At 60.4% G+C, this 19033-nt stretch carries 14 protein-coding genes; 6 read left to right on the top strand and 8 right to left on the bottom strand.

Features of this window, described 5'->3' with window-relative positions; genetic code table 11:
• The first annotated feature begins 47 nt into the window (after nucleotides 1-47).
• Complete coding sequence (locus LIX15_RS04865; RefSeq protein ID WP_227776378.1) at nucleotides 48-1442, top strand: aryl-sulfate sulfotransferase; 1395 nt, start codon at nucleotides 48-50, stop codon at nucleotides 1440-1442.
• 48 nt (nucleotides 1443-1490) lie between these two features.
• Here the strand turns inward: LIX15_RS04865 and LIX15_RS04870 are convergent, their stop codons facing one another.
• A complete protein-coding gene (locus tag LIX15_RS04870; protein ID WP_227776379.1) occupies nucleotides 1491-2309 on the bottom strand; it encodes an MBL fold metallo-hydrolase in 819 nt (272 codons plus the stop codon).
• Between the two features lie 3 nt (nucleotides 2310-2312).
• Nucleotides 2313-3644 (bottom strand): ATP-binding protein, encoded by a 1332-nt coding sequence (locus LIX15_RS04875; protein ID WP_227776380.1) that lies wholly within the window; start codon nucleotides 3642-3644, stop codon nucleotides 2313-2315.
• A 260-nt stretch (nucleotides 3645-3904) separates the two neighbouring features.
• Between LIX15_RS04875 and LIX15_RS04880 the strand changes: the two genes are divergently transcribed.
• Nucleotides 3905-4702, top strand: a complete 798-nt coding sequence (locus LIX15_RS04880) for a polysaccharide deacetylase family protein (protein WP_227776381.1) — start codon at nucleotides 3905-3907, stop codon at nucleotides 4700-4702.
• Between the two features lie 6 nt (nucleotides 4703-4708).
• Nucleotides 4709-5896: a polysaccharide deacetylase family protein gene (locus LIX15_RS04885; RefSeq protein WP_227776382.1), complete on the top strand. Its 1188-nt coding sequence runs from the start codon at nucleotides 4709-4711 to the stop codon at nucleotides 5894-5896.
• On the opposite strand, the gene LIX15_RS04890 is transcribed toward LIX15_RS04885, so the two are convergent.
• The gene (locus tag LIX15_RS04890) at nucleotides 5897-7705 is read right to left on the bottom strand and encodes a flippase activity-associated protein Agl23 (RefSeq protein WP_227776383.1); all 1809 of its coding nucleotides are present in this window, start codon (nucleotides 7703-7705) and stop codon (nucleotides 5897-5899) included.
• 142 nt (nucleotides 7706-7847) lie between these two features.
• Here LIX15_RS04890 and LIX15_RS04895 point away from each other — a divergent pair, with 142 nt between their 5' ends.
• Nucleotides 7848-8996: a thiolase family protein gene (locus LIX15_RS04895; RefSeq protein ID WP_227776384.1), complete on the top strand. Its 1149-nt coding sequence runs from the start codon at nucleotides 7848-7850 to the stop codon at nucleotides 8994-8996.
• A 5-nt stretch (nucleotides 8997-9001) separates the two neighbouring features.
• Here the strand turns inward: LIX15_RS04895 and LIX15_RS04900 are convergent, their stop codons facing one another.
• A complete protein-coding gene (locus tag LIX15_RS04900) occupies nucleotides 9002-9511 on the bottom strand; it encodes a GNAT family N-acetyltransferase (RefSeq protein ID WP_227776385.1) in 510 nt (169 codons plus the stop codon).
• Nucleotides 9512-9571: 60 nt separating this feature from the next.
• Nucleotides 9572-11245: an aldehyde ferredoxin oxidoreductase family protein gene (locus LIX15_RS04905; protein WP_227776386.1), complete on the bottom strand. Its 1674-nt coding sequence runs from the start codon at nucleotides 11243-11245 to the stop codon at nucleotides 9572-9574.
• 178 nt (nucleotides 11246-11423) lie between these two features.
• Between LIX15_RS04905 and LIX15_RS04910 the strand changes: the two genes are divergently transcribed.
• Nucleotides 11424-11984, top strand: coding sequence for a DUF7344 domain-containing protein (locus tag LIX15_RS04910; RefSeq protein WP_227776387.1), 561 nt, complete (start codon nucleotides 11424-11426; stop codon nucleotides 11982-11984).
• A 10-nt stretch (nucleotides 11985-11994) separates the two neighbouring features.
• Here LIX15_RS04910 and LIX15_RS04915 read toward each other — a convergent pair whose 3' ends face one another.
• From LIX15_RS04915 to LIX15_RS04925, 3 genes are all read right to left on the bottom strand, one after another.
• Entirely contained in the window at nucleotides 11995-13890 is a 1896-nt protein-coding gene (locus LIX15_RS04915) for a cation:proton antiporter domain-containing protein (RefSeq protein ID WP_227776388.1), read from the bottom strand.
• 65 nt (nucleotides 13891-13955) lie between these two features.
• On the bottom strand, nucleotides 13956-15890 hold the full coding sequence (locus tag LIX15_RS04920; RefSeq protein WP_227776389.1) for an AMP-dependent synthetase/ligase: 1935 nt from the start codon (nucleotides 15888-15890) through the stop codon (nucleotides 13956-13958).
• Nucleotides 15891-15973: 83 nt separating this feature from the next.
• The gene (locus LIX15_RS04925) at nucleotides 15974-16888 is read right to left on the bottom strand and encodes an MBL fold metallo-hydrolase (protein ID WP_227776390.1); all 915 of its coding nucleotides are present in this window, start codon (nucleotides 16886-16888) and stop codon (nucleotides 15974-15976) included.
• A gap of 755 nt (nucleotides 16889-17643) precedes the next feature.
• On the opposite strand from LIX15_RS04925, the gene serS reads away from it, so the two are divergent.
• Nucleotides 17644-18999 carry a serine--tRNA ligase gene (gene serS / locus LIX15_RS04930; RefSeq protein ID WP_227776391.1) on the top strand — a complete coding sequence of 452 codons (1356 nt, stop codon included), beginning with the start codon at nucleotides 17644-17646 and terminating at the stop codon, nucleotides 18997-18999.
• The last annotated feature ends 34 nt before the right edge of the window (nucleotides 19000-19033 follow it).

Below are 19033 nucleotides of genomic sequence, written 5' to 3' on the forward strand. Positions count from 1 at the left end.
AAAGGATGTGTAAACATACAAGATGCAGGGCGGTAATAGAGACCGGTATGCAGACGCCCTCTCGACGGCAGTTCCTCGCCGTCGGTGTGATACTCCTGTGTTGTCTTCCGCTGCTGACTTCGCCACTCACCGCCCAGTCGGACGGGCAGGAAACCGCGCAGAACCCCTGTGCTGGAACGCTCGTGAATCCCGCGAACGGAACGACCGTCGTCGCCGTGCAAGGCTATTCGTGGCTCGAAAACGGCGTGAAAGAACCCGCGAAACTCGTCGGCGTCGGGCCGAACGGAGAGGTGAAGTGGGTACACCACACCGCCGAACACGGCATGGTGTGGGGCTACGACGTCGACCCGATGGAGAACGGCAACCTCTTCGTTACCGGAACGGCCAACGGGAAAACCGTCGCCTACGAGTTTAACCCCCGAACGCAGGAACACGTCTGGGAGGAGTCACTTCCAATCCACGATACCCACGACATCGACCTCATCAACAACGGCACGCAGTTGCTCGTCGCCAATATGCGCGCCTACAACGAGGAGGCCGAGACGAACGACGACAGCATCTTCGTCTACGACTTGGAAAAAGACGAAGTCGTCTGGCGCTGGTACTTCCGCGACCACTATCCGAAGGACACCGCGAGAAACTACTCGAACGACTGGACGCACGTCAACGACGTGGATAAAGTCGGTGACGACCAGTACCTCGCCTCCCCGCGTAACTTCGACCAAGCCATCCTCATCAACAAAACCACGAAGGAAATCGACCTGCAACTCGGGGAAGACGGCGACCACGACACCCTCTACGAACAGCACAATCCGGACTATCTGGAAAGCGAGGACGGCGACCCGACCTTCCTCGTCGCCGACTCCGAGAACGAACGCATCGTCGAGTACGAAAAACAGGACGACGGCTGGAACCTGACGTGGGAACTCGGACAGGGCGACGACCTCAGATGGCCCCGCGACGCAGATCGACTCGAAAACGGCAACACGCTCATCGGCGACTCGAAACACCAGCGCGTCATCGAAGTGACGCCCGAAGGCGACGTCGTCTGGGAGTTCTACACGCCGTGGCTGGTGTACGACGTGGCACGTCTGCCCGACGAACGCGCGGAAAGCCCGACCATGGCCGACCGGAACGCGACCGGAAGCTACGGAATTTCGGGAGACACGGCGAAGTACGACGCCGAGTCGATGAAGGAGTGTCACTCCTACCTCCAGTCCATCGACGGGTGGGCGGACGGACAGGAACCCGGGGCAGAAACCGGCTCGGACACCCCCGGCGTGCAGGACGATGACGAGCGAAACAACGGCAGCCTCGTCGGCGCGAACAGCACCCAAACCGCAAGCGAACCGTCCGGGCCTGCGTCGCTTCCCGGATTCGACTTCGTCGTCGGTGCGGTCGCACTCCTGCTCGCAGTCGCCCTCTTCGTCCGGCGACGGTAGAACGAAGCAGAGCGAGAGGAAAGTAGAATCGACCGCCGAAAATTCGATTCAAATCCGGTACTGTTCGCCGTCTATCGCTAACGGTTCTTCGAACGCCTCTTCCGCGGGATAAAAGTGCGAGACGTGGACGAGCCGAGTTCCTTCCGCGTCGAGTTCGTTCGCCAGCGACAGCGCTCCCTCTCGCGTCATGTGTTTGTAGCCGAAGGTGCGCGGGACGCCGTCTTCCGTGTGATGCCTACCGCCTGCGGGATGGTGTTCGCAGAGCGACGCCGGAACGATGGCGTCCGCGAGAAAGAGGTCGGGATTCATCATCCGCTCGCGCGAGGAGTCCGGAATTCCGTAACTCGTGTCGCCCGAGAGGACGAGTTTCGACCCGTTTCCGGAGATGACAACTCCGTAGCAGAGTAGCGGAGGGTGTTCCACCGGCACGAGCGTCACGTCGAATCCGCAGGCCGAAAACGAGGAGAGAGGGTCGTGGTCGTAAACCGAAATGCGGTCGAGATAGTCGAACTTGCTTCGAATCGTGTCGGCAACGCTTTCGTCCTTTTCCGGGTCGATTTCGTTCGCGGCGTGAACCGGCAGGGAGTCGAACAACCGGTAGGCGTTCCCCAACCCGTCCAGATGGTCGAAATGGACGTGCGTGATGATGAGTTCGTCCGGAAGCAGTACGTCGTGGGTGAGAATCTGCTGTCGAAAGTCCGGACTGGCGTCCACGAGCAGGCTTTCGCCCGTCTCCTCGTTTCGGACGTGAACCGAAAATCGAGAGCGTTCGATGCCACGCTCACGGGCTAGAGAGCAGGTGTCGCAATCGCAACCGGGCGTCGGTGTCCCCGTCGTGTCGCCGGTGCCGAGGAGGGTGATTTCCATCGCTTAGTGGTCGTGCGAGTGACCACTTATATCCCCGCCAGCGACCAGCGCGTCGTGGTCGCCGTCTATCATGTCCATGTCCTTCAGATTGTCGCGCTCCTCGAAGTCCTGAATGGCGTTGAGCAGGTCGTCCTGCGTGAGTTCGGTTCGATTTTCGGTGAGGGCTTCGAGTACCGCTTCGCGGAGGACGAGGCGGAGGTCGCTCCCGGTGAGTCCCTGCGTCTTCGTCGCCAGTTCGTCGGGGTCGAAGTCGTTGATTTGCATCCGACGAGTGATAACCCGGAGGATGTCCGAACGCATCTGTACGTCGGGTTTCGGGAAATTCAGAATTTCGTCGAAGCGCCGCCACGCCGCCGCGTCGAGTTGGTCGGGGTGGTTCGTCGCGCCGATGAGGAGCACGTCGTCCTGAATCAGCGAGATGTTGTCGATGGATTTGAGCAAGGTGTTGACGGCGCGTTTGATAGCCGCGTGTTCGTCGCTCCGTCGAGTTTTGGCGACGAAGTCGAACTCGTCCATGAAGAGAATGCAGGGTGAGAGTCGTTTCGCCACCTCGAACACCTTCTCGACGTTTTTCGCCGTCTCGCCGAGGTACTGGCTGGTTATCATCGACAGTTTCACCTCAACGAAGGGGAGGTCTAAGTCGTAGCCCAGCGCCCGCGCGGTCGAGGTTTTCCCGGTTCCTGGCGGCCCGACGAACAGGATTTTCCCGATTTCCCGCAGGCCGATTCCCGCGAGATATTCGCGGTGTTCGATGGCTTTCATGATTTTGTGAATCTCGGCCTCTTGGTCTTCCGTGAGCACGAGGTCGTCCAGTGTCAACTCGACCTCCTCCGGCGCGTGGATATCCACGAGGTCGAGCATGCTTTCCCCGTCCTCGTCCTCCTCGTCGGCGTCGAAGTGCTGTTCGAGCAGGCTGTCTATCCACGCCCGGTCGGCCTGCACGGGGCGGTTCGCCTCGCGCACCGCCTCGTACTCCACATCGACGCCGTCGCGGTCGGAGAGTGCGTACGCCAGCGTCGGGTTCCGTGCGATTCGTTCCTCGTCGCGTTCCACGAACCACTCCTCGGCCATTTCGCGTTGGGTCAACTCGATGCTCCCCGAGAAGGTGTCGCGCTCGGTGAACATCAGGTCGGAAACAGCACCCCACGGCTGGTCGAGTTCGGTCGCTTCGCGTGTCGTTTCGACGGTCGTCTGGAGCGGTCGCTCTATCGTCCCGTCGTGCCAAAACACCTGCCGGATGGCCGGTGGTAAGTCGTTTTCATCGAGATCTTGATTTTCGCTGTAGATACGCGCAGTGAGCAAGAACTCGATTACGTCCAGCGCCCCGCTGTTCATTCTTCCGTGAATTAACACGGGAGAATCTTAAGCGCGTCGAAGCCCCAGCGAGACGGATTCGTCATCGCAGCCTTTGAATCAGATTCGTTATCAGTTCAATCTACCGGAGTAGGTGTTTACGAACCGTCATAGCTCGTTCAGACATACCCTTCTACTCCTATATTTTGAGTAGATTACTCGTAACAAAGCAATGGTGTATCGAAGTCGGTTTCGAACCCATGAAGCTATCGGGATTCAATTTAACAGACTACGAACAAATATTGGACGCAGCACAGGATACCGGATACCGGTTTTACACCGTCGCCGACTACATCGAAGCGGACGCGGTGGACGAACCGCACATCGTCCTTCGACACGACGTTGACCGATGGGTCGACAACGCCGTTTCGCTAGCTGCCGCGGAAGCCGAGCGCGACATCGGTGCGACGTACTACTTCCGAACGAGCACATTCGACCCGGATATCGCGCGCGAGATGGAAGCACAGGGTCACGAAGTGGGCTATCACTACGAGGATCTCGCGAAGGTGCGCGGTAGCGTCGAAGCCGCACACGCTCGTTTCGCCGACAATCTCGAATCGTTCCGCGAGCACGTCGACGTTCGAACCGCCTGCTCGCACGGAAGTCCGCTTTCGCCCCACCTGAACACGGACATGTGGGAGGATGCGAGAACGCCCGAGGACTACGAACTGGTCGGCGAAGCGTACAGCGGACTCGAGTTCGACTCGGACGGTTCGAGCGACTTGCTGTACCTATCGGACACCGGTCGGGATTGGAGCGCGCACGCTCCCGGCCTCGGGAGCATTCGGTCAACCGACGACGTCGTTGCCGCCGTCGAATCCGGCACGTGCCCGGCGCTGTACCTGCTGGCCCATCCAAGCCGTTGGGCAACGACGCGGTACCAGACCGTCGAGCGAACCGGTTGGGACGTCGCCGCCGAAGCCGGGAAAATCGCGGCGAAGAATGCACACGCCGTCCAACGAACCGGTGGGCGCGTCGCCGAAGGAGTGGGAATCGCACGAGCGATTCGGTCGGTCGCAACGCGGATGTCACGGGAGTGAACAACGATGTCAAGAAAACGCGCTTCGACGCGTCGCGACGTTCTCAAGCGAACCGGGATGGCTGTCGCCGGTGCGACGCTGGTCGTCGGCACGTCCGCCGCCCAGTCCGCGAACGGAAAGTTGGTGTTCACCTACGACGACGGCCCCGTCAAGGATTACACGCACGCCTATCAGCGAGCGCACCGAGAGGAGGGCGTTCCGGGATGTGCGGCCGTTCCGTCGGCGAGCGTGGGCACCGAGAGGAGGCTCAGCGCGGAACAGCTCCGAACGCTCGAAGCGGACGGGTGGGAAATCATGTCTCACTCCGTCCATCACCGCGCGCTCGGTGCCATGTCGGTAACCGAGGACGTCGCTCCCGACGACCGGAAGCTCTACGTCGAGTCGAACCTCCACGGGGAGCTGGAGGGAGACCAACTCGTCGTCGATGACGGCTCTCAGTCTGCAACCGTCACGGTTGCCGGAAAGGGCTCCGACGAAAACGGTGAGTTCCTAACGCTCGATTCGGCGGTCGGGAAATCGTTCGCGGCCAGCGACGGCGTCACCGAGCGATATACGGATGAGGTGATACGAACTTCCCTCGGGGAGTCGAGGACGCAACTGGAGGAGTACGGAGTCACCGTCACGAACATGGTGATGCCGTATGGCGCGTACGGCCCTCGAACACGTGAACTCGCGGGCGAATACTACACCGCCGTCGCAAACGGAGGGCTTGCCATCGGTGGTCGAGGGCAGCTCCACCGACCGAAGGACGTCACGCTTCCGCATCTGTCTCGGGCGATGTTCCGCAAAGGAAAGATGACCGAGACCGAGCTCGGAGCGTTCCTCGATGGGGTGGCCGACAACAACGCGCTCGGTATCCTCGGGGGGCACAGCTGGCACGAACGCCTTCCACCGAGTCGCATCCGAACCGCGATTCGAATGGCGAAAGACAGAAATATCGACATCGTCACGCTCCGGGACGCGATTTCGTCGTTCGGCCTCGCCGGAAGCGGGACGACGCGAACCACTCGGACGACCGGAACGCGCTCCGCGGGAACCGGTACGACCGACGACGGGTTGGAGGCCGGACGACAGGGGACGACGGCCGACGAATCAACCACGGCAGCTGAAACGGGGCAACCCGGATTCGGCTGGCTAACGGCGGTCGCCGGAGTCGGCGGCGTTGCGGCACTCCGGCGACGGTTGGGCGAGTAGTCAGGATTCGGAAACGGTCCGTCCTTCTTCGACGTAAATCGCCATGCTACTGACGGTACAGCCACTGTCGAAGCCGTATCGTTCGAACTCGTACCGACTGTAGCCGTCCATGTGAGAGTCGATGTCCTCGGCGGTATCGGATTGGTCGGAGCACGTCGTCGAGCTGTTCATCGCGATGACGATGGGGGGTTTATCGCCCTGAAGGTCGTCCGCGTCGTCGGTGCTGGTCACGTCCGCGTCAGCGGCCTCGAAGTACCACGCCAAGGGGAGACGGGCAAACCAGCCATCGCCGCCGTTCCCGACGGGCGCGATGTCGTCGGCGGATTCGTCGCTGGAGTACAGTTCGCTTCCGTAGAACAGCACGTCCGTTCCTTCGTTCTCCTGCGAGATTCGCTGCAGGTCGGAGAGGAGGGGTTTCGCATCGGTGGACGACGACTGGGCGTACTGGACGAGTTGGTTGTCCGGATTCTGGTCGTTCTGGTAGGTCGTATCGTAGACTGCCGTTCCGACCTGCGCCGAAACGAGCAACAACAAGATGACGGCGGCGACAGCGCTCACGTCGTCCCGACGTTCGTAGCCGTCTCGACCCCATCGGAACACCAGCGCGAGCGCGACTGCGGCGGGGAACGCCAGCGGAACGACGACATGCACCAACGCCCACGCGGCTTTGATGTCCATCACGATCGGATAGCCGAGGAGGCTCGCGATACCCCAGTAAAATCCGAACGAAACCACATCGTTCGGTCGGTCGCCGGAGTAACGGTCAATGAGGAACCCGGCGACGGCGAGGACACAGAGCGCCAGCGCGCCGACCTCCAGCGTCCGAAGGAAGTCGGTGAAAAACGGGAGATACGGGTGGTCGGTGTGGCCCGTCCAGCTCATGAACTCGTTCCACGTGCCGACGGTCGCGGAGCCGATAACGTCCGGAAACATCCCGGGATTCGAGAAGGCTTTCCACAGGCCCGGTCCGGATTGGCCCTGCGACCGCGGCGCGTAGAAGAAGATGATGATGACGAAAAACTCGATTATCGCGAGCAGTGCGACGGCGAGTCCGAGAAGGATGCTCAGCGCGAGCGATTGGTCGTCGTTCGCGCGAATCCGATTGCGAATACGCGGGGGAATCGCGCCAGCGATTCCCTCGTTGCCGACCCGCCGCAAGAAGAGGCGGTGGTCGTACAGCAACACACCCGCGCCGACCCAGCAGGCGACGTAGAGTAGGGCGTTTTCCTTCATCGTGAAGCCGAGTGCGAACGAGGCGACGCCCAAGAAGAGATAGCGCAGTTTCCTGGTGTCCGAAAACCGGACGAAAAAGCCGAGCGCGAACACCATCACGGCAGCCAAGGGGACGTCGTTTCGCATGAATCGCGAGTAGTAGAGCAGGATGGGATTCAACGCGAACAGGGCTGCGAGCGCGACCGTCTCCGACGGTCGCAATCGCTCACGGAACAACAAGGCCGACAGCGGAAGCAAGCCGCCGAGGAGGGCGACGACGAGTCGCATCGAGAAATCGTTCGCGCCGAATATGGAGAACAGAATCGAGTTCACGTGAACCAAAAAGGGGCCGTGAACGATAGGTCGGTAATACCAAACGCCGGTTTCGGCGTAGCGAGCGATCCAGTAGGCGACGCGGGCCTCGTCCTGATGGGCGACGCGTGCACCGAGGTCGACGAAACGGAGCGCGAGCGCGAAAATCGTGATGAGGAGGACGAGCGAAACCGGATTGGCGAACCGTGCCAGGAGCCCGGACTCTTCGCTCAACGGGAGGGAGCGGGAACGAGTGTTCGTCTGAGCGGTGTCGGAACCTTGCATCGTCGGGAGTTACAGACGATATGGACGTGGTTCGAACAAATAGTTTCTGAACCCTCTCCGATAGTCAATAAACTTACAAACTGTTTCTCATTTACGCGGAGTTCTACCGCCACTTAAGGGCATCCGGCGAGAACGTTCTGCCATGAGTGACGACACCACACCAGTTATCGTCAAAGCGGTCAGAACGCCGCAAGGAAAAGACGGCGGCGTGTACGAAGAGGTTCGGAGCGAAGACCTCTCGATTCCGCTTATCGACACGATTCTTGCAGAAACCGGCCTAACCGGCGACCACATCGACGACCTCATGTGGGGTGTCGCCCAACAGCGCGGCCAGCAGGACAACAACGTCGCGCGAATCATCGCGCTCCTCTCGGACCTCGGCGAGAGCGTCCCGGCGACGACAATCAACCGCTGGTGTGCCTCCTCCATGCAGTCGCTCATCAGCGCGAGCGACGCGATTCGAGCGGGCCAGCGGGAGGCCATCGTCGCCGGTGGCGTCGAAAACATGTCCCGCGTTCCGATGTCCGGGGGCTACGAAGGTCGGAACTTCCACCCCGAACTGTCGGAGCGGTACAACCTCCCCGAACTCCAGATGGGGATGACCGCCGAGAAGGTCGCCGAGGAGTTCGACATCTCCCGCGAAGACCAAGACGAGTACGCCCTCCGAAGCCATCAGCGCGCCGCGGAGGCGACCGACGAAGGACGATTCGACGACGAAATCGTCCCCATCGAAACCGAGAACGGACTCGTGGAGTCCGACGAGGGCATCCGCCCGGACACCAGCCTCGAAGCCCTTCAGGGCCTCCCGACTGTGTTCAAAGCCGACGGCACGGTCACGCCCGGCAACGCCTCCCAGATTTCGGACGGGGCGGCGGCAACCCTCGTCACCAGCGAAGCCTTCGCGGAAGACCACGGCCTCGACATCCTCGCTTACGTCGGCGACAACAACGTCGCGGGCGTCGACCCGACGATAATGGGAATCGGCCCGGTTCCGGCCACCCAAGGCCTGCTCGAACGCACCGGCGAGAACATCGAGGAGTTCGACCTCGTGGAACTCAACGAAGCCTTCGCCAGTCAGACGCTCTACAGCCAGCGCGAACTCGGCGTCGATGACGAGAAGTTCAACGTCAACGGCGGCGCAATCGCCATCGGCCACCCCCTCGGTGCATCCGGCGCCCGCCTCCCCGTGACGCTCGTCCACGAGATGCAAAAGCGCGACGCGACGAAGGGACTCGCCACGCTCTGCGTCGGCTTCGGACAGGGTGGGGCGATGACGTTCGAACGACGGTAAGTAGGTTACACCTTCTTTTTCATCTCCACGACGTACCCCTCGACTCCCGTCTCGTCATCGCTGGAGAATTCGTGAACGTACTCCCGCACTCGCTCGTAGCCGTGCGAGTCGTAGAACGGCACCGCGTTTTTCGACGCCGAAAGTCCGAGCGTTCGAACACCCTGTTCTCGCGCCCTGCGCTCTAATTCCGAATAGATTTTCGACCCGATTCCCTCACGAGCCACTGCAGGGTGGACGTAAACCGCCGTAATTTCTGCGTCCACCGTCACCTCGTACTCCTCGGGTGATTCGTAGTTGAGGGAACCAAACCCGACCACGCCGCGGCCGTCTTCGGCGGCGACGAACGCTTGCGTCTCCGAATCGATTGCCGTCGAATAGTCGGCAGATTCACACCCTTGCGCCCACGCTTCGACTTGCTCCTGCGAATAGCCGTCACGTCCGAGTTCGGCGATGGATTCGACGTGAACGCGATACACGGTGTCGCTGTCTTCTGGCACCGCATCCCGGATTTGCATGGGTAAGCCGTGATTTTGCTTTTTAATAGGATGTCCGATTCGGCGGGTAGTCCGTACAACTCAGTCCGCGCTCACGACGCCCGAATCCTCGGGAACCGTCCCGTCGTCGTTCCACCCGCGTTCTTCGTAGTACTCCGACAGCGCGCTTTCGAACTCCGGCAGGTCGTAGGGCAGCGTGTCGTCCGCGCGGTCGAATCCCCGCTGGTTGTTGAAGTGGCGTTCGAGTTCGACGACTTCCGCGCCGATTTCCATCAACTCGTCGTACTCGGCATCGAGCAGGGTTTCGATGCGCTCCTCGGTCATGAAGTCCCGCGAGAACTTGCAGACGACGCCGCTGTCGAGAATCGCGTTGTAGTTTTCCTTTGCCACGATGAGCGGCGGTTTCCCCTCCAAACCGGTCGGGTCAACCGCCTCGTCCTTGCTGACGAGAGGGTACTCTTTCGAGTAAAATTCGGCGTACATGTGGTCTGCTCCGCGATTGGAAGTAGCGAAGGCGAGTCCCTGTCCGTTCAGGGTTCGACCGTCGTGGGCCGCAAATTCGAGACCCTTGACGGTCCAGTCTTCCACGCCGAGGTCGTCCGCGGCGCGATGGACGCCCTCCGCGAGCAGGTCGCCCTCGTCCTCACGGTGGGCGATTTTTTCCACGAGGTCGTGAATGAGATCCGAGTTGCCGAACTCGTCGTTCGCGGCGAGATAGGCGGAAATCACGTCGCCGCAGGAGATGGTGTCCATGCCCAACTCGTCGCAGAGGTCGTTCGATTTCATCACGGAAACCACGTCGTCGATTCCGGCGTTGCTTCCGAACGCCATCACGGTTTCGTACTCCGGCCCTTCGGTTTCCAATCCGGTTTCCTCGTCCTTCGTCGGTAGTTTGCAGGCGAAGGCACACTGCGAGCAGGTTCCCTTCTTGTACTTTTTGTCGGACACCGCACCGCCGCCGATGTCGCTCGCGCCCTCGAACTCCAGTTCAGAGAAGTAGTAGGAGGGAAGCGCACTGACGTGGTTCGCGTACTCCGTCACGCTGGTCGTTCCGGCCTCTTTCATCGGATGGTCGTCGGCCGTCGCGGCCTCCCGATGAACCTCCATCTGAATCGGGTCGATGTCGATGTCCGGGGCGGAATCGCCCTCGAAGGAAACACATTTGACGTTCTTCGCGCCCATCACCGCGCCGAGTCCGCCCCGCCCGAACGCACGGTGTTCCGTCGTCATGATGGAGGCGAATCGAACGCGGTTTTCGCCCGCCGGGCCGGAGACGAGAAGTTGCTCGTCACCGAACCCGTGTTTCTCGGCCATGTACTCGCCGACCTCGGAAGTCGTCGCTCCGGCGAGTTCGGGAACGTCCTCGAACTCGATTCCCTCGTCCGTGACGTGAATCGCCAACAGGTCGTCGCTCCGGCCGGTCAATTCCACCGCGCTGTAGCCGGTTGCGGCAAAGTGGCGGGAGAGAAAGCCACCGGCGTTCGAGGAGAGCAATCCCCCCGTGAGCGGCGAGACGCCGGTACAGTTCATTCGACCGGTGAAACTCATGTTCGAGGCCTGCAACGGGCCAGTCGTGAAAAACAGGCTGTTTTCCGGCCCGAACGGGTCGGCGTCGAACGGAATCCGGTCGTGGGCGAGCTTCGTCGCCGCACCTCGACCGCCGACGAAAGACGATAGCACGTCGTCTACGTCGTCGGTGCGTGTTTCTCTGTCGCTCACGTCGATGGTCAGCAGTGGTCCTGCTGTGTGAAGCATACGAAACGTTTGGAAGGAAAGCAGCATAAAAGCACAGTTCGTGACTCCGCGACACGTTCACCCTCGAAATGGCTTTTTTCTGGCGCAAGACGGCCTAAACCGACGAATATCTTTTTGCGGCTCTGCCCCGAAGTCGAAGTAGTGTAACGCCCGGTAGGCCGACTACAGCACGCCGACTATGACCACCGAGCCATCGTCCGGAACACGAATACTGTCGCGCGACAGGGCGTTCGAAATCCTCACGAACGCCCGGCGTCGCTACACCCTTTCGTACCTTCGGTCACAGTCGGGTGCAGTTTCCATCGGCGAACTCGCGGAAGCCGTCGCGGCGTGGGAAAACGACACGTCCGTCGAACTCGTCTCTTCCAAGGAGCGAAAATCCGTCTACACCTCGTTGTACCAGACCCACCTTCCGAAAATGGCGGACGCGGGAATTATCGAATACGACAGACAGCGCGGAAACGTACAACTCAACGAACGGGCAACCGAACTCGACGAGTATCTTTACCCAGCACCCGGTACGTCGAATTGGAGCGCCTACTACCTCGGGTTGTCACTCGTCGGCGGTGTCGCAATCCTTTGTCGGTTAATCGGTATGTATCCGTTCACGGAAATCCCCGTCCTCGTGTACGCCGGACTGCTTCTCGGGTCGTTCATGCTACTATCGGCAGTCAATCTCGAACTGGTTCGAAGGGATAAAAACGGGAGACGGGAACGACGGAAAACGGAGAAGCAGTAGCAGGTCGGTTTTACGGTCGTTGCTGCGGATGGCAACGCTTGATACTGTCTCGAACCGCCTCTTTCCGACCGAGGAAAGTGATGTGGTCACCTTTCTGGAGCGTAAACTCCTCGTCCGGCACTTGCGTCTCACCGTTTCGACCGACGAGCGCGATGAGAACACCGCCTGGGAGGCTACTGTCTAACTCGGCGATCGTTTTGCCGACGAGGTCTTTGGCAGTGACCTCTATTTCCTGCACGTCGCCGCTTCGACCGAGTTCGGTCATCCAGTTCGACAGCGCCGGACGTTCGATGATGTTGTCGATTGCCCACGCCGTAGAGAGCGACGAGGAGATGGTGCGAACGCCGAGATCCTCGAAAGCGTCCACGTTGTCCGGGTTGTTCGCCCGAGCGATGACGGTCTCCACGTCGAACTTCGAGTCGGCGAGTTGCGCAATCAGCAGGTTCGCGTCGTCGTCGCCGGTTGCGGCAACGACGATTTTGGCATTGTCCGCTCCCGCCGACCGGAGGATTTCCGTGTCGGTTCCGTCGCCGCGGTGGACGGTGAACCCTTCGTCTCGGGCGGTCTGAATTATCGTTTCGTCGTTTTCGATGAGCACGACGTTCTCTCCACGATCTTCGAGGCGTTCGGCGAGCGCACGGCCCACCTTTCCGCCTCCGATGATGAGTACACGCATTGGAATCACGTTCAGTCGTTCCGCGATGTGTCGAGCGAAACCGGCCTCGAATACGACGGTGACGACGATGACGAGGAAGACGGTTCCGATGAGGGTCGTCGCCGCGGCTCCCGAATTCGGAATCGGTTGCGTTTGTTGCAATCGAAGCGCGAACAGGGTGGCGACGGACGCCGGAATGATACCGCGCGGCCCGACGAAGCTGACGAACAGCTTTTCGCCGCGCGTGAATTTCGTCCCGGTGGTCGAGATGAACACGAGGAGCGGACGAAGGAGAAGCATCACGGTGAGAGCAACCACTACACCGCCGACTCCCAGCGAAAACAGATCGGCGGGTTTCAGTAATGCCGCGAGCGTGATAAACACGAACGAGAGCACGACGAGCGTGATGTCTCCTTTGAACTCCTCGATTCGCTCCTCGTAGGGCAAATCCGCATTTCCGAGGACGATACCTGCCGTCGCAACTGCGGCGACACCCGCTTCCGTCGCGAAGAAGTCCGCCGCGGCGTAGGCGGCGAGCGCCCCGGCCAACACAAGCAGGCGGGCGTTTTGCGGCGCGTTCTCCCGCGAGAGATCGACGTACCGAAGCACGTACCAGATGATGAGGGAGACGATGAGCCCGAAGATGAGCCCGGTGCCGAGTTTGGCGATGAACTCGCTCACAAACTCGGTCGGTGCGAACGGTTCGCTCCCCGTAAGGACGATAACGTCAAATATCACGACGGCGAGAATCGCCGCGGTTACGTCGTTGACGATACCTTCCGTTTCCAATGCCGCACCGACTCGATCACGGACGGCGACAACCGACAGAATCGGCGTGATGACCGTCGGGCCAGTGGCCACGAGGAGCGACCCGATGACGAACGAGATACCCCAACTCGCATCCAGTGCAAAATGAACTACTATGGCGGTACCGACAAACGAGATGAGCGCACCAATCGTAACGAGGCGAATCTGGGCCGACGGGGCTTCCCGGAGTTTGTTGAGTTTGAGGTGGAACGCCCCTTCGAAAACGATGATAGCAACGCTCAGGCCGACAATCGACGAGAGCGCACTTCCGAACGCCGAGGGGTTTACCAGCCCGATTCCGACGGGGCCGACGATGATTCCCGCCGCGAGCAAAAACAGGACGCTCGGCACCTGGAACCGGTCTGCCAACAGCTGCGACACGACGCCGATGCCGATAATGGCGGCGACTATGTAAATCAACTCGGCACCTGCTCCGGAGCTCACGGGCGACCCTCCATGTCCACCATGTATTGCAACTGAGTAACCCGATGATATAAAAACGCCCGCACTTACCCGGCGTATATTGCTTCGATTTCGTCGGCAAATCTATCGAGTATGTTCCGGCGTTTTTTCTTCATCGTCGGCGTGAGCAAGTCGTTATCCTCGGTGAACTCCACCGGAACGACGCGGAACTGCTTGATTTTCTCGTAGGATTCGAACCGTTGGTTCGCCTCTTCGACCGCCGACGCTATCCACTCGTACACTCTGTCGTCACGACACAGTTCGTGGGAATCTTCGGGGAGGGAAATTCCCTCCCGTTTCGCTCGGGCGCGGATTTCGTCCTCGTTCGGAACGATGAGCGCGCTGACGAATTTTCTCCCGTCGCCCATCACCATGCACTGTTCGACGATGTCGGTAGCCGCAAAGGCGTCCTCGATGGGACCGGGGGCGACGTTCTTACCAGTCGAAAGCACGAGCAGTTCCTTCGCTCGTTCGCGGAAGGCGATGTAACCGTCCGGACGAATTTTCACGATATCGCCGGTTCGAAACCAGCCGTCGTCGGTGAACGCTTCATCGGTCGCCTCGGGCATGTTCCAGTAGCCGTCGGTGACGTTCGGCCCCTTCACGAGGAGTTCGCCGACTTCACCGTCGGCGTCGGCGAACTCCTCACCGACCATCGACGTATCCACTTTTACCGCTTGGCCGAGCAGCGGCGGGCCGATGGTTCCGATTTTCGGCTCTTCGGGCGGGTTGACGGAGATGACCGGCGAGGTTTCGGTCAACCCGTACCCTTCGAGAATCGGCAGTCCCATGCCGTGATAGAGCGCACAGAGGTCTGCGGAGAGACTTCCGCCCCCGCTGATGAGGAACTCCACTCGCCCCCCCAGGCCGTCCTTGACTTTGTTGAAGACGAGTTTGTCAGCGAGGACCTTCTTCGCGCGAAGGCCGACGCCCGGCGAATCGGTTTCGTGGAAGGCGACGCCTACGTCGGTGGCCCACTCGAAGATTTTGCGTTTCGTGTCGCTTTCCTCGGCCTGCGAGCGAATCGCGTCGTAGATTCGTTCGTACACGCGCGGGACGCTCGTTCCGGTCGTCGGGCGAACCGCCTGAAAGTCGTCGCGGAGGGTGTCCGGACTCTCCGCGTAGGCCACCGTCGCTCCGGCGGCGAACATCAGGAAATGACCGGCCATCCGTTCGAAAACGTGTGCAAGCGGGAGGAACGAGACGGTGCTGGAATGTTGGTCGATAGTCGGGACGTTTTTGTCCGGACGGGGGCCGAACCGTCGGTACGACTGATTGACGTTCGAGCGGAAGTTCCAGTGGGTGAGTCGAACGCCCTTCGGCCTGCCTGTCGTTCCGCTGGTGTAGATGAGCGTGGCGAGGTCGTCTGGGTCGCGGGCGTCGAGCCACGATTCGTACTCTTCGGGGTCGAACAGTTCCTCGCCCCTGTCGTGAACCTCCGCGAGGGTGTAGAGATCGTCGCGGTCGTACTCCCGCGAGAGGGAATCCATCACGACGATAAATTCGAGGTTGAGTCCGTCTTCGGCCTCGAAAACCCGCTCCAGCAAATCCTCGTTTTCCACGACGGCGCCGGTGGCGTCCGGGTCGCCGAGGAGGTACTCGACCTGCGAAACCGACGAACTCCGGTAGACGGTCGTTACGACCGCACCAGCAGACAGCAGGGCGAAGTCGGACTGCGCCCACTCCATTCGCGTATCCGCAAAGATACCGATTCGGTCGTCCGCAGAAACGCCGAGGTCGCGAAATCCGGCAGAAAGGTTGCGGACGATGTCGCGCATTTTGGCGTACGAAAGTGCGCGAAAATCGCCGTCCGGTGCCGCCGGAAGTACGGTTTTGGTGAGCGAACGACGGTACACGCTGCCTTTGTACTGCTGTGCAGGGCGGTTCGCGTGTCGCTCGGCGCTGTCTTCGAACATCCGAGCCAACGTCGTCCGTCCGATGGCCGGGTCTGTGTACTCCTGCTCGGCGTCACGCCACTCCATACCACCCTGTTCAAACCCGTGTGACATTAAGGTAGTGTAAAACGATACAAGAGTTTATTGACGTTTTAATCGATTGGAGGGGATCAATCGTCGTCCCTCTGGTCGAGATAGTGGAGAACTCCGCGGGTGTTCAACACGGTTTCGGCCTCAGCCTTTCGTTTCCCCCACACGTCGTCCATCTCCTGTTCTTCCACGAAATGTTCGATGACTGCCTCGTCGTCGCCCTCCGCGGCACGCTGGGATTCGACCGCCGCAACCCACTGCGAGAGGACTTCGCCGTACTCGTCCATCGCCTTGTCGGAGTACGGACGCGGGCCGAAGTGCGGGTAGAGGAGCGTCGTCGGGGAAATTTCGCGGATGGTCTCCACGTCGTCCAGACACGTATCGAGGTCGAAATCGGAGGGCGGCGAGGTTTCTCGGACTCGCTCGATTTTCGGCACCCAGATACCCGCTGCGTCGCCCGTGAACACCGCGTCGTTCTCGCGGTCGTGGAGGACGACTTGATGCGGAGCGTGTCCCGGCGCGTGGATGGCTTTCAATTCGTTTCCGCAGTCGATTACGTCGCCATCTGTTATTTCGACTACCCGGTCTTCCGGCACCGGTTTCGGTTCGGCATAGAACTCCCATTGGTCGCCCACCGCGCTCTTCGTCCCCTTGACGAGGTATTCGGGATTGACGAGGTGGCGCGCGCCGATTTCGTGGATAAATACGTCCGCGTTCGGACACTCCTCGGCGAGGAATCCCGCGCCTCCAGCGTGGTCGAGGTGAACGTGCGTCAAGACGATTGCTTCCAACTCCTCCCGCGCGATGCCGAGTTCGGAGAGCGCGTCGAGGATTCGCTCGTAGTTCGTCCCGATGCCCGAGTCGATGATTGCCGGTTTTTCGGTGTCGAGGATGTAGACCGCGCCGTAGCCTTCCGTGTCGTACATTCCGGTGTCGAGGTAGTACAGGTCGGAGCAGTCGCCCGTCGTGACTTCCCAGAGATCGCCGATTGCCATACAGAATACGTGCGGGCCGACGGGAAAAACGATTCGCGTCTAGGAGAAGGATGTGGGCTTGTGGGCAGGTGGGATGATTTTGGTGTGGAGGGAAACGATGAGGTTTATTCGGTTAACGGAGGAGTAAATCGCGTCAACAAATACCGCAACCACGTGATTGGGGATTATTTTGAAAAAGCAAATCACGACTCCAAATACCGCCTCCGCCACCGCAGACCACTTCCTCCCCAACCGATTCGCTCACTCGCTGTCGCTCGTTCACTCATCCCTCGCGCGATAGGTGGCAGGCCTTCGGGACGACCTCAGGCCTGCCGCCGCACGCGCCACGGTGGATTGTGTCTACTTCGAAAAGTCGGATTTTCATGTGGCGTGCACTGATGGGGATTTGAGGACTTCACGTCCGAAAAGCCCTATCGAAGTCGCGCGAGGGATGAGTATCGCAACAAACGCAGTGAGTGAGAAACGCAATCGGTTGGGGAGGCGTGTGGCTGAGGTGGGGCGGTTGCGGTATTTGGAGTCGTGATTTGCTAACAACGTACTCATACCAACCAAGACACAGTGTTGATGGTTTTGTCGTAATTCAATTCGTGCAAAGTCGGTAATAGCTACCAGTAATTCTACGCTCACTTGACCAACCCACTATCCGACAGTCGATTCGCCGATTCGCTGAAAACGATTTCCATCCTACCATCCTCCACCCCGTAGTCGTGAGAGCGATACGGTTTTTTGCAGGCGGATTGAAATCCGACACAGGAATGCTCGACAGGAAGTATATCAGGGAACATCCCGACGAAGTCCGGGCGGCCCTCGAAAACCGAAGTGCCGACGTGGACGTGGACGAGTTTCTCGACATGGACGAGGAGTGGCGAGAACTAAAAGCGCAGGGCGACGACCTGCGCCACGAACGAAACGAGGTCAGCCGGAGCATCGGCGACCTGAAACAGGAAGGAAAAGAGGAGGAAGCCCAAGAAGCAATCGAACGCTCGGGCGCCCTCAAAGCCGAACTGGAGGAGGTCGAAGAACGCGCCGAGGAACTCGATTCGGAACTCGAAGAACGAAGCTTAGAAATTCCGAACGTGCCGCACGAGAGCGTGCCGGTCGGCGAGGACGAGGCGGACAACGAGGAGATTCGCAGGGAGGGCTTCGACGACCTGCGTGACCTGCCCGCAGAAGTCGTTCCGCACTACGACCTCGGCGAGGAGTTGGAAATCATCGACGAGGCGAGAGGGGCGAAGGTCTCGGGCAGCGGCTTCTACTTCCTCAAAGGCGACGGCGCGCGACTGGAACACGCGCTCATCCAGTTCATGCTGGATGTTCACCGCGAACAGGAGTACGTGGACGTGTTCCCACCGGTTCCGGTCGATAGCGAGGCGATGACCGGGACGGGGCAACTGCCGAAGTTCGCCGACGACGCCTACAAAATCGAGGGCGACGACCTCTGGCTCTGCCCGACCGCCGAGGTTCCGGTGACGAACATGTACGCCGGGGATATTCTCCTGCGCGAAGATCTGCCGCTGAAACACCAAGCCTACACGCCGAACTTCCGGCGAGAGGCCGGTGAACACGGCGTGGCGACGCGCGGAATCGTGCGCGTTCACCAGTTCAACAAGGTCGAACTGGTGAACTTCGTAGAACCGGAAGAGAGCTACGACCGACTGGAAGGACTGCTCGCGGAGGCCGAAGAAGTACTCCAGAAACTCGGCCTGCCGTACCGCATCCTCAACCTCTGTACGGGCGACCTCACCTTCTCGTCGGCCAAAACCTACGACATCGAGGTTTGGGCACCCGGCGACGACATGAACGACGGCCCGGAAGAGGGCGGCCGCTGGCTCGAAGTCTCGTCGGCCTCGAACTTCGAGGACTTCCAAGCCCGGCGGGCGGGACTGCGCTACCGACCAGAGCGCCACGAATCGACGGAGTATCTCCACACCCTGAACGCCTCGGGAACCGCCATCGGGCGCGTCATGGTCGCCATCCTCGAATACTACCAGAACGACGACGGCACCGTCACCGTGCCGGAAGTCCTCCGCCCGTACATGGGCGGACAGGAAGTCATCGAGGGCCACGAACCCGTCGGCGAGAGCGCCCTCGGGTCGGGCGAGCGAGAGTAAAAAAGTCGTCTCACTTTTCAGAGACACCGAACAA

The sequence above is a fragment of the Haladaptatus pallidirubidus genome (genome assembly GCF_020700235.1).
Taxonomy (GTDB): Archaea; Halobacteriota; Halobacteria; order Halobacteriales; family Haladaptataceae; genus Haladaptatus; species Haladaptatus pallidirubidus.

Coding starts and splice junctions, on each gene's coding strand:
- serS (WP_227776391.1), top strand. CDS start 17,644: ATGCTCGACAGGAAGTATATCAGGGAACATCCCGACGAAGTCCGGGCG.
- LIX15_RS04900 (WP_227776385.1), bottom strand. CDS start 9,511: ATGCAAATCCGGGATGCGGTGCCAGAAGACAGCGACACCGTGTATCGC.
- LIX15_RS04870 (WP_227776379.1), bottom strand. CDS start 2,309: ATGGAAATCACCCTCCTCGGCACCGGCGACACGACGGGGACACCGACG.
- LIX15_RS04910 (WP_227776387.1), top strand. CDS start 11,424: ATGACCACCGAGCCATCGTCCGGAACACGAATACTGTCGCGCGACAGG.
- LIX15_RS04885 (WP_227776382.1), top strand. CDS start 4,709: ATGTCAAGAAAACGCGCTTCGACGCGTCGCGACGTTCTCAAGCGAACC.
- LIX15_RS04890 (WP_227776383.1), bottom strand. CDS start 7,705: ATGCAAGGTTCCGACACCGCTCAGACGAACACTCGTTCCCGCTCCCTC.
- LIX15_RS04925 (WP_227776390.1), bottom strand. CDS start 16,888: ATGGCAATCGGCGATCTCTGGGAAGTCACGACGGGCGACTGCTCCGAC.
- LIX15_RS04895 (WP_227776384.1), top strand. CDS start 7,848: ATGAGTGACGACACCACACCAGTTATCGTCAAAGCGGTCAGAACGCCG.
- LIX15_RS04865 (WP_227776378.1), top strand. CDS start 48: ATGCAGACGCCCTCTCGACGGCAGTTCCTCGCCGTCGGTGTGATACTC.
- LIX15_RS04920 (WP_227776389.1), bottom strand. CDS start 15,890: ATGGAGTGGCGTGACGCCGAGCAGGAGTACACAGACCCGGCCATCGGA.
- LIX15_RS04875 (WP_227776380.1), bottom strand. CDS start 3,644: ATGAACAGCGGGGCGCTGGACGTAATCGAGTTCTTGCTCACTGCGCGT.
- LIX15_RS04905 (WP_227776386.1), bottom strand. CDS start 11,245: ATGCTTCACACAGCAGGACCACTGCTGACCATCGACGTGAGCGACAGA.